The following is a 24,220-nucleotide window of genomic DNA, read 5'->3' on the forward strand; positions in this document are numbered from 1 at the left end:
ATTCATGCGTTCATTGGGAATTGTGGCGCTCAGCGTCGTGCTGGGCGGCTGCGCGTCTGTGACGCGCGGCACGACGGAGAACATCAGCATTTCATCGACACCATCAGGCGTGGAAGCCGTGGTCAGCGGAATGGACGTTCCGACCACCTGCACGACGCCTTGCTCTGTGGTCGTCAAGCGGAATGCCGACATCTCGATCACCTTCCAGAAGGAAGGCTATGAACCGCAGATCGTGCCGCTCAGCCGGGACATACCGACTTCCGGAGCCGCGGGCTTTGCAGGCAATCTTTTGCTGGGCGGCGTTATCGGCATGGGCGTCGATGCCGCGACGGGCGCGGCAACCGACCACAAGCCGAACCCCGTCATCGTGACGATGCAGCCGTCGGTGCCGCACGCATCGCCACGTGCTCCGAAGAAGCCGCGCCCACCGCGCGCGCCGGAGGCCGGAACTTAAGGCCGCTCCGCGGTCCGACATCGATATCAACGAAAAGGCCGGCTTCGCAGCCGGCCCAGTCAATTCGTCAAACGGCAATCAAACCTTGACCAGCGGGCCCTTGGAAGTCGGCCCCTTCGAGCCGCCGGGGCCGCCCGGCTTGGACTTGCCCGGCGGACGCTTACGGGCGCCCGGGAGCTTCTCCTGTTTCGGCGTGACCGGGCCGTCGAGGAACTCGAAGCCGATCTTTTCCTTGGTCTCGTCGGCCTCGTCCTTGACGAGCACGACGCGAACGTGGCCACCGCCCTTGAGCTTGCCGAACAGCACTTCGTCGGCCAGCGGCTTCTTGATGTGCTCCTGGATCACACGGGCCATCGGACGTGCGCCCATCTGCTCATCGTAGCCGTGCTGAACCAGCCAGGCCTTGGCCGGCTCGGACAGCTCGATGGTGACGTCGCGGTCGCCGAGCTGCGCTTCGAGCTGAAGCACGAACTTCTCCACGACCGTGCCGATCACCTCGACGCTGAGATGGCCGAACGAGACGATGGCATCGAGGCGGTTGCGGAATTCCGGCGCGAACTGCCGGTTGATCGCCTCGTGGTCGTCGCCTTCCCGCTTCGAACGGGTGAAGCCGAACGCCTGCTTGGCGAGATCCGCCGCGCCCGCATTCGTGGTCATGATCAGGATCACGTTGCGGAAGTTGACCTGCTTGCCGTTGTGGTCGGTGAGCCGGCCGTGGTCCATGATCTGGAGCAGCACGTTGTAGAGATCAGGATGGGCCTTCTCGATTTCGTCCAGCAGCACCACGCAATGCGGATGCTGGTCGACGCCGTCTGTCAGCAGGCCGCCCTGGTCGAAGCCGACATAGCCTGGAGGGGCGCCGATCAGGCGCGACACGGTGTGCCGCTCCATGTACTCGGACATGTCGAAGCGCAGCAGCTCGACGCCGAGCGTCGCCGCGAGCTGCTTGGCGACCTCGGTCTTGCCGACGCCGGTCGGACCCGAGAACAGGTAGCAGCCGATCGGCTTCTCCGGCTCGCGCAGGCCCGCGCGTGCGAGCTTGATCGAAGCGGCCAGCGACTCGATCGCCTTGTCCTGACCGAACACGGTGCGCTTCAGGGTCTGCTCGAGATGCTTGAGCACCTCGGCATCGTCCTTCGACACGCTCTTGGGCGGGATCCGCGCCATTGAGGCGATCGTGGTCTCGATCTCCTTGATGCCAATGGTCTTCTTGCGCTTGTTCTCCGCCACCAGCATCTGCGCGGCACCGGACTCGTCGATCACGTCGATCGCCTTGTCCGGCAGCTTGCGGTCGTGGATGTAGCGCGAGGAGAGCTGCACCGCTGCCTCGATCGCCTCGTTGGTGTACTTCAGCCGGTGGTAGTCCTCGAAATACGGCTTGAGCCCCTTGAGAATCGCGATGGCGTCCTCGACGGTCGGCTCGTTGATGTCGATCTTCTGGAAGCGCCGCACCAGCGCGCGGTCCTTCTCGAAGTGCTGGCGATATTCCTTGTAGGTGGTCGAGCCCATGCAGCGAATCGTGCCTGAGGCCAGCGCCGGCTTGAGCAGGTTCGAGGCATCCATGGCCCCGCCCGACGTCGCGCCCGCACCGATCACGGTGTGGATCTCGTCGATGAACAGGATGGCGTTGGGATGCGCCTCGAGCTCCTTGAGCACCTGCTTGAGGCGCTCTTCGAAATCGCCTCGATAGCGCGTGCCGGCGAGCAGCGTACCCATGTCGAGCGAGAACACGGTCGCAGCCGCCAGAACCTCCGGCACTTCGCTGTCGACGATGCGCTTGGCAAGGCCCTCCGCGATCGCGGTCTTGCCGACGCCGGCTTCGCCCACGAACAGCGGGTTGTTCTTCTGCCGGCGGCACAGCACCTGGATCGCCCTGTTGATCTCGGAATTGCGTCCGATCACCGGATCGATCTTGCCGTCGCGCGCCTTCTTGTTGAGGTTGACGCAATAGGTCTCGAGCGCCTCGCCCTTCTTCTTGGGATCCTCGTTGCCCTTTGTCTCGGTCTCCTCGTCGACGCCGCGCACGGGCCGTGCCTCGGAGACGCCCGGCCGCTTGGCGATGCCGTGGCTGATGTAGTTGACGGCATCATAGCGCGTCATGTCCTGCTCCTGCAGGAAGTATGCGGCGTGGCTCTCGCGCTCGGCGAAGATCGCGATCAGCACGTTGGCGCCGGTCACCTCTTCGCGGCCGGACGACTGCACATGGATCACCGCGCGCTGGATCACGCGCTGGAAGCCGGCGGTCGGCTTGGCGTCGTCGGCGCCATCCGTCACCAGATTCTCGAATTCGGTCTCAAGATAGTTGACGAGGCTCGTGCGGAGCTTGTCGAGATCGACGCTACAGGCGCGCATGACGGCGGCTGCATCGGAGTCGTCGATCAAAGAGAGCAGAAGATGCTCGAGCGTCGCGTATTGGTGATGACGCTCGTTTGCGATCGCCAGTGCACGATGCAGGGATTGTTCAAGGCTTTGAGAAAAAGTCGGCATTCGCGTCCTCTATGGCCCCCACCATCATGATCGTCCTCGCCCGGTCAGGCAACAACAACCTTTGTCACATATAGTTATACAAGACCGCGGCGAAAGACCGGTTCCGCGACTCGGCGGCGACACACCTGCGGCATTTCTCGATGCAAAACCCGTTCCGATTTGGGCGGGATCTACCCTGGCGCAGAATTCCGTAGTTTTGCCGGGGTGCAACGGAAATCGCGCGCAACCGTCAGGCGGCAATCACAGTGGCTGACACAAGAGCCGGCATCAAACGTGCCGCCAGGTGCTTACTTCTTCTCCATCACGCATTGCAGCGGATGCTGGTGCTTGCGGGCGAAATCCATCACCTGCGTCACCTTGGTCTCGGCGATCTCGTAGGTGAAGACGCCGCACTCCCCAATGCCATGATGATGGACGTGCAGCATGATCTTTGTCGCAGCTTCGACGTCCTTGTTGAAGAACTTCTCCAGCACGTGAACGACGAACTCCATCGGCGTGTAGTCGTCGTTCAGGATCAGCACGCGGTACAGGTTCGGCCGCTTGGTCTTGGGCTTGACCTTGGTGATGACCGACGTGTTCGGACCCGAGGGGCTGCCCGAACGGTTCTCGTCATTGCTCATGCGAGGAGCGTCGGCGACGGCTGGCGCGGACGGGTGGAGGCTGGAAGTCAATTGCGACATGGCACAGGCGTTCAAATTCCCCACGGAAGCGAAGGCGGTCACCGCGCGACCCGGCCCGTCGGAGCCTGGCGCAGGCGCGCCGCCTGGTTGGATCGCCGCTCCCGACAGATCCGGCTCGAGCCGGATCGTTCGCCAGCAATATGGGCCTGCCCCCGGCTGGCCGCAAGCTTGCGAAGGTCCGGCCGATGCGGCCGCGGCCGTCCCGATTCCCGGTCCGGGCGATCCTCATCAGGTTAATCAATTCGAACCGATTTGACAAAAATTTCCGAACGTCGCGTTTAGAACACGTTGACCAGGAACCTGCCCCTTAGCCCGTCTGCGACGGGTTTTCCGCAGATGGCTCCGGTTTTCTGCGGTCCAATTTACCTGCCATTCAATGGCGTGGCGCGAAATCGGGCAAGATAAAGATTTCGGGGATCGTCATGTCTCGCCTGCCTCTCGTGAGCCGCCTTGGTCGGCAACTCGCCCGCTTTGCAGCGGCCGAGCAGGGCAATATCGCCGTCATCTTCGCCATCGCGCTCGTTCCGGTGCTGAGCTTCGTCGGCGCCGCAATCGACTATAGCCGCGCCGCCCAGGCGCGCTCCTCCATGCAGTCAGCCCTGGATTCCACGGCGCTGATGCTCTCCAGAGACCTGTCGTCCGGCACGATCACGACGTCGCAGTTATCCACCAAGGCGCAAGCCTATTTCAACGCCCTGTTTACGGAGACCAACACCCTGCCCTCGGTCAGCGTCGCGGCCACTTATAACGCCAGCAGCAGCATCGGCTCGACCATCCAGCTCAGCGGAGCCGGCACCTACACCACCACCTTCATGAAGATCGCCGGCTTCCCGACGCTCGACGTCGGCACGACATCCACCAGCGCCTGGGGCTTGACGCGCATGCGCGTGGCCCTTGTGCTCGATGTCACGGGATCAATGTCAGACGACGGTAAGATGCCGGCAATGCAAACGGCCGCGAAGAACCTGGTCGACCAGCTCAGCGCGCTCGCGAAGAACAACGGCGACGTCTACATCTCGGTCGTGCCCTTTTCCAAGGACGTCAACGTCGGCAGCACCAACTACACGAAAAGCTGGATCGACTGGTCCGACTGGGAGGCCGTGAACGGGACCTGCAGCAACACGAGCTACACGAGGCGGTCAAGCTGCGTTAACAACGGCAAGACCTGGACACCGAAGAACCACAATACCTGGACCGGCTGCGTCACTGACCGCGACCAGAACTATGACACCAAGAACACGACTCCCGTGAGCGGCAATTCGGCCACGCTTTTTCCGGCCGAGCAATATTCCTACTGCAACTCCAGCAATTCGGCCTACATCCAGCCGATCATGCCGCTCAGCTACGATTGGACTTCGCTCAAGTCCCTTATCGACAAGCTGGTTCCGACCGGCAATACGAATCAGGGCATCGGCCTTGCCTGGGGCTGGATGACGCTGTCGACCGGCGATCCCATGAATGCGCCGGCCAAGGATACGAACTACACCTACAAGGACGCGATCGTCCTGCTTTCCGATGGTCTCAACACGCAGAACCGCTGGTACAACAATGCTTCGCAGATCGACGCCCGGCAGAAGATCCTCTGCGACAACGCCAAGGCCCAGCCCTACAACGTCACGATCTATACGGTCCAGGTGAACACCGGCGGGGATCCGACATCGAGCGTGCTGCAATATTGCGCCAGCGGGAGCGACAAGTTCTATCTGGTCACCTCGGCGAGCCAGACCGTCTCGGTGTTCAAGGATATCGGCACTTCGCTGTCGAAGCTGCGCGTGGCGCGCTGACGGATCTATCCGGCCACGGATGCGCGCAAAAAAGCCCGGCTGGTTGAGCCGGGCTTTTCGATTCAGGACGTCCTGAAACGTTACTGAGCGGCCGGGGTGAACTTCGACACGATGGTCTCGACCGGCTTGAACGCCTGCTTGGCGAGGTCGCTGTAGAGGCCGGCGATCTTCTGCGATTCCGCAACGAAGGTCTCGTAGGTGGAACGGGCAAAATCGGTCTGCGCTTCCATGGCCTTGTCCAGCGACTTCACGCCGGAAAGCTTCTCGACGAAGGACTTGGTGTCTTCGAACGACTTCTTCGTATAGTCGCCATAGGCGCTGGCGATCGCCTGGAGGCCGTGCTGCACCGAGGTCGCGGAGGCAACGCACTGCTCGAACTGCTCTTTCCCGTAGCTCTGAAAGTCTTCAACCTTGAACATGTCGGAATCCTTTTCCCTGGCTCGCGTCGGGAAGCCCCGGCTCCCTGACTTCGCACAAATTTAGTGCAGCGCACAAAAAAGTCAAGAATCTTGTGCGTCGCACAAAAACCGAGTGCAAATTGCTGAGATTCCCGGGGTTTCCCGCAATGGTTCCTTAAGCTTTTGGAAACCCCGGCCCCCTACTTTGATTCCCTGGACGTGTTCACTTCCGACAGCGGCCAAAAGCCGTTTGAGAACATCACCTTAGCCAGAACAGCGGCTCGGGTTCAACGTCTCCCGCGGCGAACACCAGCGGAGGGACAGCCTGAGCAGGTAATGATCCCGGCTCCATTGGGCACAATTTCGCCTCACGAGCCGGTGATCAAGTCAGAAACGGGGACGGGGTTCCATGCTTCGTAAAAACTTGTCTTCCTCGCGCTGGGCGCGGGTTGGCGTTTTCGGGCTTCTTACGATCACCACCGCAGTGATTTTCACCACCGATGATGCCGAGGCGCGGCGTCATCGCCGGCAGTATGCGCACCACCGGGTGCAGCGCGATGTGTCCGAGAGCTCCAGCCCGAAATTCGCATCCATCATCGTCGACGGCAATTCCGGCGCGGTGCTCCAGGCAACAAGCCCCGACGGGATCCGCCATCCGGCCTCGCTGACCAAGATCATGACGCTCTATCTGCTGTTCGAGCGCCTCGAATCCGGCAAGCTGAAGCTCGACACCGAGCTGCCGGTGTCCCGGCACGCCGCCGATCAGGATCCGACCAAGCTGAACCTGCGTGTCGGCCAGACCATTCGCGTAGACGACGCGATCAAGGGCCTCGTGACCCGCTCCGCCAACGACGCAGCGGTGGTGATCGCGGAAGCGATTGCCGGAAGCGAGGATGACTTCGCCCAGATGATGACGCGCAAGGCGCGCTCGCTCGGCATGTCCAAGACGGTTTACCGCAACGCCAACGGCCTTCCCAACGACGAGCAGGTCACGACCGCGCGCGATCAGGCCACGCTCGGTCGCGCGATCCAGGAGCGCTTCCCGCGCTACTACCGCTATTTCGCCACCTCGACGTTCAATTGGCGAGGACAGTCGATCCGCAACCACAACCACCTGCTCGGCAGCGTCGAGGGCGTCGACGGCATCAAGACCGGCTACACCCGCGCCTCCGGCTTCAACCTCGTCACCTCGATGCGCCGCGGCAACCGCCACCTGATCGGCGTGGTGCTCGGCGGCCGCAGCGGCGGCTCGCGCGACGCCATCATGCGCAACCTGCTCGCGGAGAATCTCGAGAAGGGCGCGACCACCCACACCGTCGCGGCGATCACTGAGCGCGGCGCTGACGCCAATACCGATGTTGCCTATGCCTCGGATGCGCCGGCACGGCCTCCCGCGCAGGTTCAGGCCGCTGCCCCCGCCCCGGAAGCGACCCCGTCGCGTCTCGCCGCGCGTCTGTCGACGCTTGCCGCCGCGACCGCTGCAATGCCGCCGGCTCAGCACCGATCCGAGGCGAGCAAGCCCGAAGTTCGCGCGACCGAATCCAGGATCGAGCCGGCGCCGCTCACCAATGGCGTGATCTCGAGCCAGCCGCTCTCCATCATGCCCGGCTCGTCCGAGCCGATGAAGCCGGTTCGGGTCAAGACGGTTCAGGTCAAGGCCGGCGCCGTGAAGGTCGCCTCCGCCGCCCCGACCCAGGTCGCCCCGCCGGTCACCAGCACCATCCCGCCCCGCTCCGAAGTCGCGGAAACCTCCGGCGCCGTCGTCGCCAGGGCGGATCTCATCAACAAGCCGGAGGCCGTGAGCCAGCCGGAAGCGCCCAAGGCCGAGATTGCCCGCACTGAACTGCCGCGGCAGCCGGCGGGATTCGGCACCGGCAACGGCATTCTCGGAGTGCTGCCGGCCGCAACCGCCGCAGCGCCCGTTCCCGCGGGTCCGAAGCTCGCATCCGCCGACCCGGCGCCGCAGCCGATCCAGATGAGCGCCACCACCAGGCCGGCCCCCCTCCACAGCGGCTGGATCGTCCAGGTCGGCGCGCTCGAGAGCGAGAACGAAGCTCAGCAGCGCATCGATGCCGCCCGCAACTCGGCCCGCGGCCTCCTCAGCAAGGCCGACCCGTTCACCGAGCCCGTGGTCGCCAAGGACAATCGCAAGCTCTACCGCGCCCGCTTCGCCGGGCTCGAGCGCGACCAGGCCGAGGCTGTCTGCCGCGCCTTGAAGCGCGCCGAGATCTCCTGCATCACCGTCCGCAACTGATCTTGCTTCGCCGTCCCGGACAAAATGCCCGCGCTTTGCGCGGGCATTTTCGTTTCGGGATGCGACGATGCCGAGGCTGTTGATGAGAAAGCCGCTCCCCGACAACCTCTCGTCAAGGATTTACGGTTAAAACTTGCTCAAGGGATCGACCACGCCGACAAGGGCGGGCATCGGGGCGACGGCAGACAGAGCAAGCAGAGCTCACGCGGTACGAGCGTTTGTAGCGTGGTGCCGGAGTTAGCCGTTATGCGTGCGAAGCAGAGTATCCTTGGCCTCGTTTACCCGGGCGGCGAGATACGTCGAGCCCCCCTGGTCGGGATGGAGTTTCTTCATCAGGGACTTGTGAGCCCGGCTGATGTCGTCGCGCCCCGCCCCCGGCTGCAAGCCCAGGATTTGATAGGCTTCCTCCGCCGTCATTTTGCCGCTCGCCGCCGAGCGGCGCTGCCCCCCTGCCGCATCGCCCTGCGCGTTCTGACGCCAAGCGGGAAACCGGCGGTCCAGATAGCTTTCAAGTAAGGCCACGCTCTCGGCATCGAACGCCGGGACCATCGCCAGCAGGCCGGTGAGATCGAACTCGCCGAGATCACGACCGGCGTGGGGGCCGGCGACGATCAGGCCGGTCAACTGGCCGGTGTCGTGGTCGAGCCGCATGTCCAGGAATTGCGAGCGCACCCGCGAGGCCTGTCCGGACGGGCGCGCCGCGCCGCCGCCGAACAGCCCGCCGAACAGCCCGCCGACATTGCCGAAGCCGGCATTCGCCAATGGCGTCCAGCCGAGCAACCCAGCACCAAAAATTCCGAGCGGGATCGCAACCGCCAGCTCGCCCCGCAAGCCGGTGAAGGCCGCGACCGCCAGCGCCAGCACGCCACCGCCGAACTTGACGGTGCGTGCCAGCACCGCCGGATTGGCGGAACGGAACATCTGGAGCAGGAGGTAAATCGTGATAACAGCGACAGCGCCGGCGATCAGGGTCATGGCCGGAATATAGGCGCCCTCGCGGCAAAATGCATCGCGGCCACGGCGCCGCGCGCGGCGCCAGCCTGATCGCTACTTCATCTGGCCGATCAGCATCGCCGCGCCGCTCGCAGTCCTCGCCAGTTTCAACAACGCTTCGCGTCCGCCTGCGGCGTAGGCCGCAGCCGCCCGCAACAGTTCGCGGAGCTGCGCCGCCGCACCGGGATCGAACCGGCACCAGGCACCGCCGGTCAGGCGCGCGATCTCGCGAAAGGCCTGCTCGGCGACCGGATCATGGCCTTCCTGAAATGCGAACACGGGCACCTTGAGCATGCCGAGCTCGCCGGCCTTGGCGCAGAGCTCCTCGAGTCCTTCCTCCATGGCATCGCCGACGAACACCACAGCCCGCACGCCGGACGCGACCGCCTCGCGCCGGGCCTCCGTCAGCACCTTGCCGATCTGGGTGTCGCCGCCGCGGCAATCAATCTTGCTCATCAGCGTCGCCAGCCTGGTGCTGTCGGAGATCCAACCCGTAGCGCGGCACTCGTTGAGGCCGCGATAGTAGACCAGCCGGATGTCGAGACTGCCGAGGGTAGCAGCCTCGCGAAACATGTCGGCCTGGAGCGCGCAGGCCATATCCCAGGTCGGCTGCCGGCTCATCGTCGCATCCAGCGCGAAGATCAGCCGCCCTCTCGCACCGGGCGCATGCGGCGACAGCGCACGCGCCTTGGCGACGAAGGCGGCAATGTCCTCCGAGGTCGACGTCCCGGTCTGCGGCACTGCGCCGCCGGTCTTCGTCGAGACGGAATCGCCGCGCGGTTTGATGGGCTGGCCCGACATCCCTGCTCAATCATTCGTGGGCAGCTAATGTGGTGGGCGCGGAGAGCCCGGTCAATGCGCAAAGCCTCCGCGGACGTCCGTCGGCGGAGGCTTCAAGATGGGTGCCGATGATGGCGAGGCGTCAGCTCTTGGCAGGCGCCATCAGTGCGACCGGACCAGGCTCGAGAATCTTCGGCGGAGAGGATTGCGTGTCGACCGGCGCGACCTCGCTGTCGGTCGCGCTCAAGAACTTGTCGAGCATGCCCTGGATCGAGTTCTTGGCCACATCCGGACCGGTGTCGCGCATGTCGTTGTGCTGGAATTCGGTCTTCACGACCTGAATGCCGGCCTTCTCGCATTCCTCGTCGGTCGGAAGCACGCCTGCATCGGGCTTGAACTGCGGATCCTGCGAGCGGAACGACAGGATCTTGAACTTGCCCGCAGTGACGAAGGGCACGCGCAGATTGTCGAGCGTGACGACCTTCTTGACCTCATCCGGATACTGCTTGGCGAAGTACATCGTGATGTCGCCGCCCATGGAGTGACCGACCATCGTCACCCTGTCGTAGTCGGCGTTGGGCTGAACCTTCTTCATCTCGTGCATGGCGAAATGGATGTTGGCGACGCCGCGCAGGATCTGCGGCAACCGACCGACATAGAGCTCGCCGGGCTTGGTCACCATCGGAGGATCGGTCGGCAAGTCATGCTGGGGGCTCACGACCATGTAGCCGCGCGCAGCGAAGATGTTGGCGAGGAAGCCGTACTCGGTGTTCTTGACGGTGTTGCCGTGATTGATCACTGCGACCGGCAGCATGATCATGCCGGCATTGGCCTGCATTTCCTTGTCGCGGCGCACCGCGATGTGGAGCGGCACCGGACGGTTGTCGCGCGATGCATCATAGAAGGTGATGGTCTCGTGCTTGATTGCCCACTTGCTCGCCGTGAAATAGGCGATGCCGCAGAGAGCACTGACCGAAACCAGAACGGCAATTCCACGCTTCATTTTCGTCCTCAGCCTCAGGCTCCAGCGGCCTGAATCCCTGTTGAAAATCGTGTTCTTCCGGGGCTCTTCGGTCCCTTGTCGCCTATTCGCTAATATATGTCACAGCAGCGTGACAGGAAGGCTAAATATTGTGAATCGGCCGCCCTTCCATTGTGCGCCGCACCCGTTTTGTGGGCACCCCATTCTCGTACCGCTACGTGAGGTACAGCTCACCATCCGACGCAACCGCGCTCGATTGGGTTCAATTTCGAAGTCAACGCAGGGTAAAAACGCGTCAGGCGCAGGCCGGGTTCCCGCGTGAACCCATGGGTTCGGGTCACCGGAAGTAGCGGCATACCGCGATGTCAGGCGCCCAGGATGTCGTGAACCTCGAGTGGCTTGTCGACCTGACTGAACCACTCGGCGCGGTTGGCGGCACGGCGGCGGCCGCGCTCGTCGAGCGGCAGCTTGAGCTGGCGGAGCAGGCTGGTCACCTCCTCCCGCGCGGTGAGGTGGCCGAGATTGGGCCGCATGCCGAGCGTGGCCTCGTCGATCTCGTCGAGGGCGGTCAGGCCGCGCGGAAAAAATTCGCGGTAGACGACGCGTTCGGCGAAGCCGTCGACGTAGCGGAAGCCGAGCCGCAGCGACAGATCCTTCAATCCCTCGGCGACGAGCTGCTTGTTGCGGGAGCCGAGCATGGACAGACGGTTGCGCACCACGATCCAGTCGGTGGTTGCACCGTCGAGCTGGCGGCGCTTGCGCCTGACGTCACGCACCATCTCGGCATAATGGCTCTCGCCCGTGACGGCGTAATTGGCGGGGTCGACGGTCCCGAGCACATCGAAATCGAGGAAGCTGTCGTTGATCGGCGTCACCAGGGTGTCAGCCATCGAATGGGCGAGGCGCATCAGATAGCTGTCGGTACCGGGCGTATCGATGACGATGAAGTCGAAGCTGCTCTCGACCGCCGAAACCGCTTCCATGAATTGCTGGAACTCGGAATTCTCGTTCTCGGCGATCTGCATGGTCTCGCCGAGCTTGATGCAGCGATGCACCGGCAGTTCGAGGTCGAGCTGGGTACGGCGGGCCCAGGCCGCGCGGTTGTCGATGTAGTGCGTGAAGCTCTTCTGACGGCAGTCGAGGTCGATTGTCGCGACGCGCTGGCCGGCCTTCAGGAGCGCAACGGCGATGTGCAAGGCGGTGGTCGATTTCCCGGAGCCGCCCTTCTCGTTGCCGAGCACGACCACATGCGCCGAGCCGGATTGGCCTTGGCTAGCCTGCACAAGCATGGCAATCCTCAACACCCTTGACGAATATCTTCGAGTTGACCGCGTCTGCGGTCAAGTGAAATGCGTGACGGGTCATGCAAATCGCAGCGCACCTGCTTCGTCATGAATCGCTGCGCCGTCTTTCGTCCGTGACCCCGCCCACAATGTCGCGACATCGTGCGCCACGTTGCGCGGGATGCTGTGCCGCATCCGGATGCATGGCGTCCACGATCGCCGCTTGTTAAGGTTAGCCGGCCGGGCGCCACGCCCGTGCCTGCGATGATTCCAATCCGTCGAGTCCTGATGTCAGCAAGCCCATTGATCGCCCGCACGGTCCCCGCCCTGCGGCGCGCCGTCGACAATCTCCGCAAGCGAAAGGCCACCGTCGCGCTGGTCCCGACCATGGGGGCCCTCCATGACGGGCATGTGTCCCTGGTTCGCCTGGCCAAGCGGCGCGCCAGCCGCGTCGTGGTGTCGATCTTCGTCAACCCGACCCAGTTCGCCCCGACCGAGGATTTCGGCGCCTATCCGCGAACCTGGAAGACCGACATCGCCAAGCTTGCGGCCGAGGAGGTCGATGTCGTCTGGCACCCAGGCGTCGAGGCCATGTATCCGGAAGGCTTTGCCACCCGCATCCTCCCGGAGGGACCGGCGCTGGCCGGGCTCGAGGACCGCTTCCGCCCGCACTTCTTCGGCGGCGTCGCCACCGTCGTCGGCAAGCTGTTCACGCAGTGCCGGCCGGACTTTGCGATCTTCGGCGAAAAGGATTTTCAGCAGTTGCGGGTGGTGACGCAGATGGCGCGCGACCTCGACCTCGGCGTCAAGGTCATCGGCTCCCGCACCGTGCGCGAGCGCGACGGGCTCGCGATGTCCTCGCGCAACGTCTACCTCTCGCCAGAGCAGCGACAGACCGCCACCGTCCTCTACCGCGCCATGAAGGCGAGCGCCGCGCGCATCCGTTCCGGCGATTCCATCGCGCCGGCGATGGCGGGCGGTGCCGAGATGATCGAGGCGGCCGGCCTGGTGCTCGACTATTACGAGGTCCGCCATGCCGAGACGCTGGCACCGGTCACCTCGCGCAAGGACGGCCCGCTCCGAATCCTGGTCGCGGCCAAGCTCGGCACCACCCGGCTGATCGACAATATCGCGGTTTAGAGCAGTCCGAGGTCACGCAGCTCGCGCCGCATCGGCTCCGGCATCGCCGCGATGGAGCCGGCCGCGGACTTGCCGAGATCGGCCGGCACGGAATCGTCGCCGAGATAGCGCCAGCCCTGGAACGGGCGCATCGGCCGCGGCGAGACGGAAATCACTTTCGGCTGCATCACGATCCGACAGCGCCCGATACCGTCCTTGTCGCGGAACGGCTCGATGGCGATGATCTTTTCGCGCGCGGCGATCTCACCCTTGATCACCCAGTAAAGCGAACCGCCGGCGAGGATTTCGGCGTCGCGCTTGGGCACCATGCGGGTGATGTGGATGTGATGTTGCGGCAGACCCTTCTTCCTGGCGGTCTGCATCCGCTCGGCCACCCACCCCTTCAATTCCTTGACGGAGTCGCAGCCGACGGCGAGCTTGATCAGATGTAGCGGCATGGCCAAGCATTAGCCGGGCGGCTGCGCATTTAAAATGCCGATCTACTCGTTATCCGCAGCCGCGGGAGCAGCCGTCGGCGCCGGCGGCGCGAGCGGAACCGGTGCGGCGGCGGGCGCACGCGCAGCCTTTGGAGCCGGCGGCTTCTTCGCGGCCGGCGCAGCTGGTGCCGCGGCCTGTGCCGAGGCCGCGGCAGGCGCCCGCGGTGCCGGCGCCGCCTGGCGCGTCGCCGCCGTGGGCGGCTCCGGATTCATGATGCTCACCGGCGGCGTCGACGAAGCGCTCGGGAACTCGGCATTGGTCGGCCTGCCCGTCGGCATCGACGGCGGCATCCCGGCAAGCGCCGCGGTGGCCGGCATCGCCGGTGCCGTTGCGGGCACGTTCCAGGTCGGCGCATAGCGCGCAACCAGCGTGTCGTAGAGATGGGATTCCATGTTGGCGGCGACCTGCTGCTGGTCGGTCAGCGAGCGGAACGCGGCGCAATCGAATTGCGTGCAGCCGTCGCGCGCGACCAGCACGTGCGCGACGAGGCCGTAGCGATCACGCTCAAGCGACCTGCGCAGCACCTTCATCTCGAGCGTGAGGCGCTTCTCGGCCGTGGCGACGTCGCCGAGCGCAGTCAGCCGGTCGATCCTGGCGGCAGTGTTGGAGACGGCCGCAGCCGCGGCGTCAGGCGCGCCGAACAGCGCCTTCTCGCAGCCAGCGGCGACGGCATCGCCGGCGAGGTCGTCGAGACAGGACAGCGCCGGCAGGCTGGCCGTGACAGCGGCCTGCACGCGCTCTTCGGCGGGTGCGGACTGCCCTTCCGGTCCATAGACGCGCACGGTGGCTGCCCCCGCGATCGCGATGGATAGCAGCGTAATGACCGTGAGCGCACCGTTGGCGACCGATCTGTCGGCGCGCAGCAGCGTGATCAGGAGGATCAATCCGAAGAATCCGGCAGCCACCAGCGCCGTCCACATCGGGAATGCAGGCGAACGCCAGATTTGGTCGAGCGAAGTGGCCCATGCCCAGTTCATGCGCGACGTCCCCTCACGCGAGCAAAGAGCGAATGGTCAAGCGAGTACCGCGAGCCGGCAACTGCCCCGGCCCACGTTGTGAAGGTGAAGCGGGCCTTTTGACGGCGGCAGGATACAAATCCCTGATGGCACCAATGCGCTGGTGCGGTCAGCCTTCAGGAGAGCGCGAGCTGGCTTTCCTTGGCGACGCGCTCGAACGCTTCGGTCGAGCTCTTGATCCGGTATTGGCAGTCGTCGCCATCGGTCGGCAGCAGACGGATGATCTCATACGAGCCGCTGGCAGCAGGGCGCGCGACATTGCTGGCGGTGAACAAGACGCGCGATCCCACGGGAAATTTGTGCTTCAACACCCTCTCCATAACTCAAACAGCGCCCGCATCGCCCATGGTCCCACTGCGATGGCCGGCCGGAAACCCGGGTTGTTGTATAACACGCGCACCCCCGTTTTGGCCAGCGCCATGCCAGCATGGCAAGCGATCAAATTTTTCAGTCATTTCAGAACGATACCAGGGCAGCAGGCGGGCCGATCATACCGTAGGGAGCGGTTTGTTCCGCCGGCATGTCGCAGGCTGATGTCGCAGGCAAATGTCACAGCCCGGTCCCGCCACCCTCACCCTATTCCGCCGGCCGGAACTCGGTCAGCGGCCCCCGCCGGATCCGCCGTCAGGCATCCTCGAACTTGTCGATGACAAGCGTTTCAGCAAGCCCGTCGCGCGTCCATTCCTGGAATGCCGGCAGCGCCATCATCGCCTCCATGTAGGCCTTGGTGTCCGGCGTTACTTCGACCGCGTAGGTCCGGAAGCGGTGCACGACCGGGGCATACATCGCGTCCGCTGCACCGAAGCGGCCGAACAGGAACGGTCCCTCGGCGCCATAGCGGGCGCGGCAATCGCGCCAGATCTCCTGAATTCGCGCGATGTTGGCTTTGGCGTCCGCCGACAGCGTCACAGGACGCACGGGGCGGTGCAGGTTCATGCCGCATTCGTTGCGCAGGGCCATGAAACCCGAATGCATCTCGGCGCACACCGAACGGGCATGGGCGCGGGCCGCGGCCTCGTCGGGCCACAGCTTCTTCTCAGGAAAGCGCTCGGCGATGTATTCGATGATGCTGAGCGAATCCCACACCGTGATGTCGCCGTCGACCAGCACCGGCACCTTGCCGGCGCGGCTGAAGGACAGGATCTGCTCCTTGTCCGCGGGGTTGTCGGTGTAGAGCGGGATGAGCGTCTCCACGAACGGGATGTCGTTGGCTCGCAGCGCGAGCCAGGGCCGCATCGACCATGACGAGTAGTTCTTGTTGCCGATCGCGAGTTTCAGCGCTGCCATGTCATCAATCCTTCCCACGACGCCTTGAAGCGAGCCGTTTTTAGCGCCATCGCCTGCTGCCAATCAATCGTTGCCGCACCGGATTACGCGTGGCAATCGTTGCGATTGCGAGGAGACAGACATGAGCAGGCACTGGGTCGACATCACCGCCGTCGGCTTCTTCGGCATCGAGTGGCTGGTTTATGCCCTGACGCTGGAGCACTCGGCCTATGGACGCGACAGCCTGTCGGCGCGCATGAATCGATACCGCGAGGTCTGGGTGCGCCGGATGCTCCACCGCGAGACACGCATGGTCGACATGCAGATCATGGCCTCGCTCCAGAGCGGCACCGCCTTTTTCGCGTCCACCAGCCTGTTCGCGCTCGGCGGCGCGCTGGCGCTGCTGCACGCCACCAATGATGCGATCACGATTTTGAGCAAGCTGCCGATCGACCTCAGCACGTCGCCGGCCATGTGGGAGTTGAAATGCGTCGGCCTGGTGCTGATCTGCGTCTACGCCTTCTTCAAGTTCGCCTGGGCCTACCGACTGTTCAACTACGTCGCGATCCTGTTCGGCGGCATGCCACCGGCTGACCGGCGCGACACGCCCGAGGCCGAAGCCCATGTCATCCGCACCTCGCGCCTGTTCGAGTCCGCCGGCCGTCATTTCAACCGCGGCCAGCGCGCGTTCTTCTTCGCGCTCGGCTATCTCGGCTGGTTCGTCAGTCCCTGGGTGCTGTTCGTCACCACGGCGGCGGTGGTGGTCGTGACCTGGCGACGGCAGTTCGCATCCAGTGCGTGGGCCGCGATGGCGCCGGATGTGGTGGATGGCGAGGAGTTGAAGCGCGGTCATTGAGGCGCGTGCTGCGCTGCGTCCGGGGCACGGAAGCGATCACAATGACGGAGCAAGGTGAGCCAACATCGTTTTGAGGCTCGCACGCAAATCGTAGACACGGCTTCACGTCCTCGCGGCTGAATTCGCCCGAGCTTTGCTTCGTCGCTCACCCTCTTGGCCAGGAGGGCGCAGGGAAGACCGGGTGCTGACCTCACACCCGCGGTCCGCTGCGCGAAATGCACACGCAGGAAGAACCGCACAGCAGCATACAGGTGGTGCCGATCACTCGGCCTTCCCTGCGCGATGGTCGGACGGCTTATGCCGCGCTCTCCCGGGAGCCGAGTTCCCTCTGGCCTCCCTCACCCCGCGAAAGTCACCGGCACCGCGCCGGTTGGCGCGACTGCCGCATTCGCCAAGGCTTGACCGTAGCAACGACGGCCAGGACCACACGGTTTTGCCGTACGCACGGCCCGCCATTTCGCCGCAGTTTTCCCGGCCCTGTCGACGGAGCCGGAAACTTGCATGCGAGACGAAGCCTAGCAGCGCCGTTCGTCCGCGCGATGCCGAGGGCTCACGGAGATCAATCCGCCCTGCCCCTTGCCTTTCGCGCCCGACGCTGCCGCGTCCACCGCAAGCCCGGCTCGCGAACATGACGACCACACGATCGCCCCTCAAGGATGAGCCGGGATGAGCGACACATACGACAAAACCGAATTTCGGTAAAGCGGAATATTTCTACAGAAGCGGTTGACAGAGGGACGAAACAGCAGGAAGTGGGCTACACAACGCCGCGCTACCCACCGAAATCCCGCGGGCTGAACGGCAAATCCAACACCTTCCATTCCGCGTACAAGTCGGCTGGCAGCATCTTGTAGGGCTGGCAGTTCTGGAGCGCGCTCATTGCGGACTTGACGATGGCCACGCCCTTCGCGGACGGCGGGGCCTCGATCAGGACCGGCTCGCGCGCCAGCGTGCCGTCGGTGGCGAACACCGTGCGCAGCTTGACATGGACGTTGTCGGTCACCGCCACCCCGGCCGGCAGCTTGGCGCAGCTCCTCAGGTGGCGGCGAAGCGTGGCGATGACCTCGGGCGGAAGCTTCGCGGCGCTCGAATCCTTGGCATCGCCTCCGTCGTCCTTGGGCGCATCTTTCGACAACTCCATCGGCAGTTCAGGCGGCAGGCCCAGCATGACGCCGTATTTGACGGTGACGTCGGGCTCCGGCGTCTGATAGGTCGGCGGCGCTGCGGCCTGCGGCTGCTGCATCGATTGCGGCGGCGGCTGCATCGGTGGCTGCGGCATGGCCTGGGACGTCGGCTGTGGCTGGGCTTGCGCCGGAGGCTGCTGTGGTTGTGCATTGGCCTCGGGCGGCTTCGACGGCGAGGACTGCTGCTGTGGTTGTTGCTGTTGCGCAGACCGTTGCGGCTCGGGCGAAGCATGTTGGGAGGGCGATGGCGCGGCCTGCTGCTTGGCCGACGCGTCCGACTTGTCCGTGAAATCCAACTTCGGCAATTTGAAATCGGGCGGCTCCGGCGGCTTCTCCTTGGCCGCCTCCTTCGTCTCCTGCTCCTTGATCTGCTCCTCGACCTGCTCCGGGGTGACGATGTCGACGGTAACGGTCTCAGGCGGCGCGGCGTGAAACGGACGGACCTCGCTGATCAGAATGATCAGCCCCACCAGCGTCAGATGCGCGATCGCAGACGCTGCAATGTCAGTCCGTATGATCTTCCGCGGTTCCATCGAGTGACTTCGGGTTGCCGCGCCGGTCCTAGCATAATGATGGCCCCCCTCAATCCCATTTCGGCGCGAAGCCGAAATCGGTCAGGCGTCCCCCGGAATTGGCGAGCCCGGCGACCCGGCTCATCTCGCCCTCCGACAGCTCGAAATCGAAGATCTCGATGTTTTCAGACAGGCGCTCGATGCGCGAGGTGCGCGGGATCGCAGCGACATTCTGCTGCACCAGCCAGCGCAGGCAGACTTGGGCCGGCGTCTTGCGGTGGGTGCGCCCGATGTCGACAAGCGTCTGATCGGACTTGATACGGCCCCTCGCGATCGGACTGTAGGCGACCAGCGCGAGGCCATGCTGGTCGCAGGCCGCCCTCACCTTCGCCTGGTCGAGATAGGGGTGATACTCGACCTGGTTGCAGACGAGCGGCTCCGCGGACAGCGCGGCCGCCTGCTCGATCAGCGCCACCGTGAAATTGGAGACGCCGATGTGGCGGGTCAGGCCCATCGTCTTCGCATGCGACAGCGCGCCGAGCGTCTCCGCGAGCGGCACGTGGGGGTTGGGCCAGTGCAGCAGCAACAGATCGACCGAGGGAAGCCGCAAGCGGGCGAGGCTCTCCTTGACCGAGCGCTCGAGATCGTGGGGCGCGAAATGGTTGGTCCAGACCTTGGTGGTGAGGAAGACGTCGTCGCGTCGCACGCCGGAGGCGCGCAGGCCGTCGCCGACATCGCGCTCATTATCGTAGACCTGCGCGGTGTCGATGTGGCGATAGCCGAGCCGCAGCGCCTGCTCGACCACGCGCGCGCAGGTGCGCCCCTCCAATTCCCAGGTCCCGAGCCCGACCGCCGGGATCCTTGCGCCATTGGCCTCGACGAACAGCATGAGGATTCCTCTCGGTTGCGGCAACCCCGCGAGCCATTATGGACCCCACCCACGACGCTGCCAACGGAAGCTGCGGCAGCCCGGGTGGATCTTCGGCGCAGGACTAACGGGAGGTGTGCGTCAGACCTTGGCGAGCGCCTGGAACACGGTGTCCGGCGCATGCGCGATCACGGCGAGCAGTGCACGAGCAGGCCCTCGCGGCGCGCGCTTGCCCTGCTCCCAGTTGCGGATGGTCTCGACGGGCACGCCGAGCTTGGCGGCGAACTCCATCTGGGTCAGGCAGGCGCGGCGGCGCAAGTCGCGCACCGCGAGCGGGCTGGTATCGGCCGGCGCGGCATTGGCCGCCGGCTGGACCGGAAATTCCTGTCCGTCCCGCAATTCGACGATACGTCCGTCCGCCTTCAGCCGCAGCCGCATGCCCATTCCCCCAAGCGCGGACGATGATGCGGCAGGTCGCTTAAGTTCGGATTAAAGAGAGCGGCCCGCCATTCCGGCGCGGCCGGAGCGCGAGCCCGCAATCCATCGTGCACCGGAGGGCGCCGGCAAATGGATTCCGGGCCCGCCAAGTGGCGCACCCCGGAATGACCGAGTGGAGGCGTGATCTACCTCAACCCGAACCAGAGCGTCGCAATCCCGAGGAAGGAGAAGAAGCCGACCACGTCGGTCACGGTGGTCACGAACGTTCCGGAGGCCACCGCCGGATCGGCCCTGACACGGTCGAGGGCCATCGGGATCAGGATGCCGCCGAGCGCGCCGGCGATGAGGTTGCAGATCATCGCAAGCCCGATGACGATGCCAAGGCCCGGGATCTTGAACCAGGCCACCGCCGCAATTCCCGTGATCACGGCGAAGGCGAGACCGTTGACCAGGCCGACCAGCGCCTCGCGCATCACCACGCGCCAGGCATTGGAGGAGCCGAGCTCGCGGGTCGCGAGCGCCCGCACCGCCACCGTCATGGTCTGGGTCGCGGCATTGCCGCCCTGGCTCGCCACGATCGGCGCCAGCACGGCGAGCGCCACCATCTTCTCGAGTTGGCCTTCGAACAGGCCGAGCACGGACGACGCGAGGAACGCGGTGGCGAGATTGACCAGCAGCCAGTTGAAGCGGCCGCGCGCGATGGTCAGAAAGGTGTCCGACAGTTCTTCGTCGCTGGTGACGCCGCCGAGCGCCTTGAGGTCCTCGTCCGCCTCCTCCTCGATGACGTCGACGACGTCGTCGACGGTGATGACTCCGACGAGGCGGTCCTGGGTGTCGAGCACGGGCGCGGCGACGAGATTATACTTGCCGAACATGCGCGCCACCTCCTCCTGGTCCTCCAGGACGGAGACGCGACGGCGGTCTTCGTCGGTCAGCTCGGTCAGCGCCACCGGGCGGCGCGTGCGCAAGAGCACGTCGAGCGGCACGGCGCCCAGCCAGTGCTGGTCCTTGTCGACGACGTAGATCTCGTAGAAGCGGTCGGGCAGGTCCGGCGTCTCGCGCATATAGTCGATCGCCTGGCCCACGGTGAAATCCTGAGGCACGGCGATGAACTCGGTCTGCATCCGGCGGCCGGCGGAATTCTCCGGGTACAGCAGGCTGCGCTCGAGCGCGACGCGCTCCTTGAGCGGCAGCTTCTCGAGGATCTCCTCCTGCTCGGCCTCGTCGAGGGTCTCCAGGAGCTCGACCGCATCGTCGGATTCGAGCTCGCGGACACCCTCGGCGACCGTCTCCGGCGGCAGCTCTTCGAGGATCTCCTCGCGGACGGCCTCGTCGACCTCGTTCAGCGCCGAGAAGTCGAAATCGCGGCCGGTCAGCTCGACCAGGCGGACACGGTCGTCGGCCTCGAGGGCTCCGATCAGGTCGCCGAGGTCGGCCTCGTGCAGCTCGGCGACGCAGGCGCGCAGCGCCGCACTGTCGCCGGCCGCGATCGCACGGGCAATTTCCTCGACGAATTCGTGACGAATCTCGCCGTCTTCATTGCGCATCGGCACGTGGTCGAGTACCGAATCCGCAGCGGATCGGGCAACGTCCATATGTTCGTTCATGGCGCGCCTCGCCGTTTGACAGGTTGGAACGAGTGATCCGGGCTGACGGTCAGCCAATACCCACAAGGCAACTGCGAGCGCAATGATAAAGATGCTTCGAGCGGGACGGACCTCGGTGACGGCGGGCGCGCTCATCGCGGCCGTCATCGGCATCGCCTCGACGGATGCCGCCGAATGCCCGCGCAAGGACGCGCTCGGCACCTCGCGGGTCCTGAGCGTCGACGCCAGGACCTATCCGCGCGTGGGCTTGAAGAGCTTTCCCCAGACCCTGCCGCTGGCCGATCGCGAGGTCGTGCTGACCTTCGACGACGGACCTTATCCGCCGACGACGTCGAAGGTACTGGCGGCGCTGGCGCAGGAGTGCGTGCGCGCGACCTTCTTCCTGATCGGCCTGCACGCCTCGCAGCATCCCGACATGGTCAAGCGCATCGCCCGCGAGGGCCACACCGTCGGCCATCACACCTTATCGCATCCCTTCATGGCGCGGATCCCGTTCGACAAGGCGAAGGCCGAGATCGACCGCGGCATCGCTGCCGACGAGATGGCACTGCACGGCACCTCGACCACGACGCCCTCGACGCCATTCTTCCGCTTTCCCTATTTCGAGTCGACGCAAGAGCAGCTCGATCTGCTGCAGTCGCGCGGCATCGTCGTGTTCGGAGCCGACCTCTGGGCCAGCGACTGGACCGAGATCACGCCGGAGCAGGAGCTGAAGCTCGTGACCGAGCGCTTGGCTGAGAGCGGAAAGGGTATCATCCTCTTCCACGACCCGAAGGCACGCACGGCCGCGATGATGCCGGCCTTCCTGCGGTATCTGAAAGAGAACGGCTATCGCGTGGTTCACGTCGTGCCTGCCGGCACACCGCACAGGAATGCCGATACGCGCTGATGCCGGAATGTCACGCCGGCGCAAAATGGGGTGATCTGGGCCCAATTAACACTCCGTTCATGCTAGCCCGTGCAAAGTTGCAGGGGGTATTGCACCTGAACCATTTTGGGGCGTCTCCGACCTAATAAGGCGGCAATCGCAGATGAGGGCAGACCAGGTTCATGATCGGAAGTAGCGTTGTTTCGCGGACGCGATCGTGGATCGTCCTCTGTCTGGGAATTCTGACCATCGGTTCGCCGGCCGCGCTCGCGGCCGACTGCCCCGGCAATCCGGACGCGCTCGGCACCTCCCGCACCCTCGTGGTCGATCCGCGCGAGCATCCGCTGATCGGCACCATGCAATATCGCGAGACGCTGCCGCTGAAGGACCATGAGGTCGTCCTGACCTTCGACGACGGTCCGCTGCCGAAATATTCCAACCAGGTGCTCAAGATCCTCGCCGACGAGTGCATCAAGGCGACCTTCTTCATCATCGGCAACCAGGCCAAGGCCAATCCGGAAGGCGTGCGCAAGCTGGTCGCGGCGGGCCACACCGTCGGCACGCACAGCATGGACCATCCGCTGACGTTCGACCGGATGCCGATCGAAAAGGCCGAGGCCGAGATCAACGGCGGAATCGAATGGACCGCGGCTGCGATGACCGATCCGTCCCAGCTCGCCCCGTTCTTCCGCATTCCCGGCCTGATGCGCGCCGAGGGCATCGAGAACCATCTGATCTCGCGCGGCATCCAGGTCTGGAGCGCCGATTTCCCGGCCGACGACTGGCGGCATGTGTCGTCCGACCGCGTCTACCAGCTCGCGATCCAGCGGCTGGAAGCCAAGGGCAAGGGCATCCTGCTGCTGCACGACATCCAGGCCCGCACCGTGGCGGCGCTGCCCAAGATCATCCGCGACCTCAAGGCGCGCGGCTACCGCATCGTGCATGTGGTGCCTGCGACCGCCGAGCGGCCTGCGACGCCGACCACGGCGGTGGAATGGCTGCTGCATCCGCCGACGGAGACGACGCCAATCGCGCGCTGGCCGCGCGTGCCGAACTTCGTGTTCGCGCAAACTCCGATGCTTCCCGCGCCCGCGCTGGCAGACCTCAATGCGCGGGCCGAACATCGGCCGCTGCTGCCGCTCCGGACCATGGCGCATGCCGATGTCGCGGCCACCCTGCCCGTGCCAGGCCGCGCGCTCTTCACAATCCCGGAAGGCTCGGTCGAGGTGCTGCTGTCGACGTCCCTGTCGCGGCGTGCCGCGACGCGGCTTGCGATGGCGGCCGAGACGCACGGAGCCAAGGACAAGGCGGCACAGGCCAAAGCAGCAAAGGGCAAGGCAGCCAAGCTGCAGGGACGGCGTACGGCGCATGCGGCGCCGCTGTCGCTTGATCATGCGGCGCAGCCCAAGGCGGCTGCACCGAGCGGCACCGCATCCAAGGGGTCGGCATCCAAGAGCGCCATGCCCCGCCCGACCCGCGTCGCCAGCCTGAAGAAGCGCGCCTAAGTCTTCATTGCCGCATGATCGCGGCGACGCAGAGCAGCACGATCAGCGCCAGGAAGAACAGGTCCATATAGGACTTGAGCTCGCCGTCGCGCCGCAGTCGCGCGACGTCGGCGAGCACCTGCTTGCGCGCCGACGTTCCGCCCGAACCGTCATTGATCGGAGCCTGAAGGCGCTTGGTCTCCGCCTCCAGCCTCTCGATTTTCTGGAAGAAGTAGAACGCACGCAGCGTCGAAGCCGCACGCATGGCGGCATAGACCAGCACCAGAATGGCCAGGATCGCCCGGTTCGGATATTTCTCCATGAAGTTCAGGCTGAAATAAACCACCGCCATGAAGGCGAAATTGGTGAGGAAGCGGTAGACGAAGCTGAGAAAGACCATGCTGGCTCG

At 64.9% G+C, this 24,220-nt stretch carries 23 protein-coding genes; 7 read left to right on the forward strand and 16 right to left on the reverse strand.

Annotated features, from left to right (window positions below):
* Nucleotides 1–4 precede the first annotated feature (4 nt).
* Nucleotides 5–454 (forward strand): PEGA domain-containing protein, encoded by a 450-nt coding sequence (locus tag ACYCVF_RS30365; protein WP_459595206.1) that lies wholly within the window; start codon nt 5–7, stop codon nt 452–454.
* A 78-nt stretch (nt 455–532) separates the two neighbouring features.
* On the opposite strand, the gene clpA is transcribed toward ACYCVF_RS30365, so the two are convergent.
* Entirely contained in the window at nt 533–2,941 is a 2,409-nt protein-coding gene (gene clpA / locus ACYCVF_RS30370; protein ID WP_459595205.1) for an ATP-dependent Clp protease ATP-binding subunit ClpA, read from the reverse strand.
* A 287-nt stretch (nt 2,942–3,228) separates the two neighbouring features.
* Nucleotides 3,229–3,561 carry an ATP-dependent Clp protease adapter ClpS gene (gene clpS, locus ACYCVF_RS30375; protein WP_028135886.1) on the reverse strand — a complete coding sequence of 111 codons (333 nt, stop codon included), beginning with the start codon at nt 3,559–3,561 and terminating at the stop codon, nt 3,229–3,231.
* A gap of 482 nt (nt 3,562–4,043) precedes the next feature.
* Between clpS and ACYCVF_RS30380 the strand changes: the two genes are divergently transcribed.
* A complete protein-coding gene (locus ACYCVF_RS30380) occupies nt 4,044–5,405 on the forward strand; it encodes a TadE/TadG family type IV pilus assembly protein (RefSeq protein ID WP_459595204.1) in 1,362 nt (453 codons plus the stop codon).
* Nucleotides 5,406–5,485: 80 nt separating this feature from the next.
* On the opposite strand, the gene ACYCVF_RS30385 is transcribed toward ACYCVF_RS30380, so the two are convergent.
* Nucleotides 5,486–5,824, reverse strand: coding sequence for a phasin family protein (locus tag ACYCVF_RS30385; protein ID WP_459595203.1), 339 nt, complete (start codon nt 5,822–5,824; stop codon nt 5,486–5,488).
* A gap of 388 nt (nt 5,825–6,212) precedes the next feature.
* Between ACYCVF_RS30385 and ACYCVF_RS30390 the strand changes: the two genes are divergently transcribed.
* Nucleotides 6,213–8,057, forward strand: a complete 1,845-nt coding sequence (locus ACYCVF_RS30390; RefSeq protein ID WP_459595202.1) for a serine hydrolase — start codon at nt 6,213–6,215, stop codon at nt 8,055–8,057.
* A gap of 237 nt (nt 8,058–8,294) precedes the next feature.
* Here ACYCVF_RS30390 and ACYCVF_RS30395 read toward each other — a convergent pair whose 3' ends face one another.
* The 4 genes from ACYCVF_RS30395 to ACYCVF_RS30410 form a co-directional block, all read right to left on the reverse strand.
* On the reverse strand, nt 8,295–9,032 hold the full coding sequence (locus ACYCVF_RS30395; protein WP_459595201.1) for a DnaJ domain-containing protein: 738 nt from the start codon (nt 9,030–9,032) through the stop codon (nt 8,295–8,297).
* A gap of 72 nt (nt 9,033–9,104) precedes the next feature.
* Nucleotides 9,105–9,851, reverse strand: coding sequence for a vWA domain-containing protein (locus ACYCVF_RS30400; protein WP_459595200.1), 747 nt, complete (start codon nt 9,849–9,851; stop codon nt 9,105–9,107).
* A 121-nt stretch (nt 9,852–9,972) separates the two neighbouring features.
* Nucleotides 9,973–10,833 (reverse strand): alpha/beta fold hydrolase, encoded by an 861-nt coding sequence (locus ACYCVF_RS30405; protein WP_459595199.1) that lies wholly within the window; start codon nt 10,831–10,833, stop codon nt 9,973–9,975.
* Nucleotides 10,834–11,177: 344 nt separating this feature from the next.
* The gene (locus tag ACYCVF_RS30410) at nt 11,178–12,101 is read right to left on the reverse strand and encodes a division plane positioning ATPase MipZ (protein ID WP_459595198.1); all 924 of its coding nucleotides are present in this window, start codon (nt 12,099–12,101) and stop codon (nt 11,178–11,180) included.
* 282 nt (nt 12,102–12,383) lie between these two features.
* On the opposite strand from ACYCVF_RS30410, the gene panC reads away from it, so the two are divergent.
* A complete protein-coding gene (gene panC / locus ACYCVF_RS30415; RefSeq protein WP_459595197.1) occupies nt 12,384–13,235 on the forward strand; it encodes a pantoate--beta-alanine ligase in 852 nt (283 codons plus the stop codon).
* Here panC and ACYCVF_RS30420 read toward each other — a convergent pair.
* The 4 genes from ACYCVF_RS30420 to ACYCVF_RS30435 all read right to left on the reverse strand — a co-directional run bounded on the left by ACYCVF_RS30420 (nt 13,232) and on the right by ACYCVF_RS30435 (nt 16,015).
* The gene (locus ACYCVF_RS30420; RefSeq protein WP_459595196.1) at nt 13,232–13,672 is read right to left on the reverse strand and encodes a DUF1489 family protein; all 441 of its coding nucleotides are present in this window, start codon (nt 13,670–13,672) and stop codon (nt 13,232–13,234) included. The genes panC and ACYCVF_RS30420 overlap by 4 nt on opposite strands.
* Before the next feature lie 42 nt (nt 13,673–13,714).
* On the reverse strand, nt 13,715–14,689 hold the full coding sequence (locus ACYCVF_RS30425) for a hypothetical protein (RefSeq protein ID WP_459595195.1): 975 nt from the start codon (nt 14,687–14,689) through the stop codon (nt 13,715–13,717).
* A gap of 155 nt (nt 14,690–14,844) precedes the next feature.
* Nucleotides 14,845–15,048 carry a hypothetical protein gene (locus ACYCVF_RS30430; protein WP_459595194.1) on the reverse strand — a complete coding sequence of 68 codons (204 nt, stop codon included), beginning with the start codon at nt 15,046–15,048 and terminating at the stop codon, nt 14,845–14,847.
* A 304-nt stretch (nt 15,049–15,352) separates the two neighbouring features.
* Nucleotides 15,353–16,015: a glutathione S-transferase family protein gene (locus ACYCVF_RS30435; protein WP_459595193.1), complete on the reverse strand. Its 663-nt coding sequence runs from the start codon at nt 16,013–16,015 to the stop codon at nt 15,353–15,355.
* A 121-nt stretch (nt 16,016–16,136) separates the two neighbouring features.
* Between ACYCVF_RS30435 and ACYCVF_RS30440 the strand changes: the two genes are divergently transcribed.
* Entirely contained in the window at nt 16,137–16,850 is a 714-nt protein-coding gene (locus ACYCVF_RS30440) for a DUF599 domain-containing protein (RefSeq protein ID WP_459595192.1), read from the forward strand.
* 772 nt (nt 16,851–17,622) lie between these two features.
* Here ACYCVF_RS30440 and ACYCVF_RS30445 read toward each other — a convergent pair.
* The 4 genes from ACYCVF_RS30445 to mgtE all read right to left on the reverse strand — a co-directional run bounded on the left by ACYCVF_RS30445 (nt 17,623) and on the right by mgtE (nt 21,459).
* The gene (locus tag ACYCVF_RS30445; protein WP_459595191.1) at nt 17,623–18,567 is read right to left on the reverse strand and encodes a hypothetical protein; all 945 of its coding nucleotides are present in this window, start codon (nt 18,565–18,567) and stop codon (nt 17,623–17,625) included.
* 49 nt (nt 18,568–18,616) lie between these two features.
* On the reverse strand, nt 18,617–19,435 hold the full coding sequence (locus ACYCVF_RS30450; RefSeq protein ID WP_459595190.1) for an aldo/keto reductase: 819 nt from the start codon (nt 19,433–19,435) through the stop codon (nt 18,617–18,619).
* A 120-nt stretch (nt 19,436–19,555) separates the two neighbouring features.
* Nucleotides 19,556–19,858 carry a helix-turn-helix domain-containing protein gene (locus tag ACYCVF_RS30455; protein ID WP_459595189.1) on the reverse strand — a complete coding sequence of 101 codons (303 nt, stop codon included), beginning with the start codon at nt 19,856–19,858 and terminating at the stop codon, nt 19,556–19,558.
* Nucleotides 19,859–20,037: 179 nt separating this feature from the next.
* Nucleotides 20,038–21,459, reverse strand: a complete 1,422-nt coding sequence (mgtE, locus tag ACYCVF_RS30460; protein WP_459595188.1) for a magnesium transporter — start codon at nt 21,457–21,459, stop codon at nt 20,038–20,040.
* An 82-nt stretch (nt 21,460–21,541) separates the two neighbouring features.
* On the opposite strand from mgtE, the gene ACYCVF_RS30465 reads away from it, so the two are divergent.
* Both ACYCVF_RS30465 and ACYCVF_RS30470 read left to right on the forward strand, forming a co-directional pair.
* On the forward strand, nt 21,542–22,348 hold the full coding sequence (locus ACYCVF_RS30465) for a polysaccharide deacetylase family protein (protein ID WP_459595187.1): 807 nt from the start codon (nt 21,542–21,544) through the stop codon (nt 22,346–22,348).
* 161 nt (nt 22,349–22,509) lie between these two features.
* The gene (locus tag ACYCVF_RS30470; protein ID WP_459595186.1) at nt 22,510–23,832 is read left to right on the forward strand and encodes a polysaccharide deacetylase family protein; all 1,323 of its coding nucleotides are present in this window, start codon (nt 22,510–22,512) and stop codon (nt 23,830–23,832) included.
* Nucleotides 23,833–23,836: 4 nt separating this feature from the next.
* On the opposite strand, the gene ACYCVF_RS30475 is transcribed toward ACYCVF_RS30470, so the two are convergent.
* Nucleotides 23,837–24,211 (reverse strand): hypothetical protein, encoded by a 375-nt coding sequence (locus tag ACYCVF_RS30475; RefSeq protein WP_459595185.1) that lies wholly within the window; start codon nt 24,209–24,211, stop codon nt 23,837–23,839.
* Nucleotides 24,212–24,220: the final 9 nt, after the last annotated feature.

The organism is Bradyrhizobium cedriense (assembly GCF_054602315.1).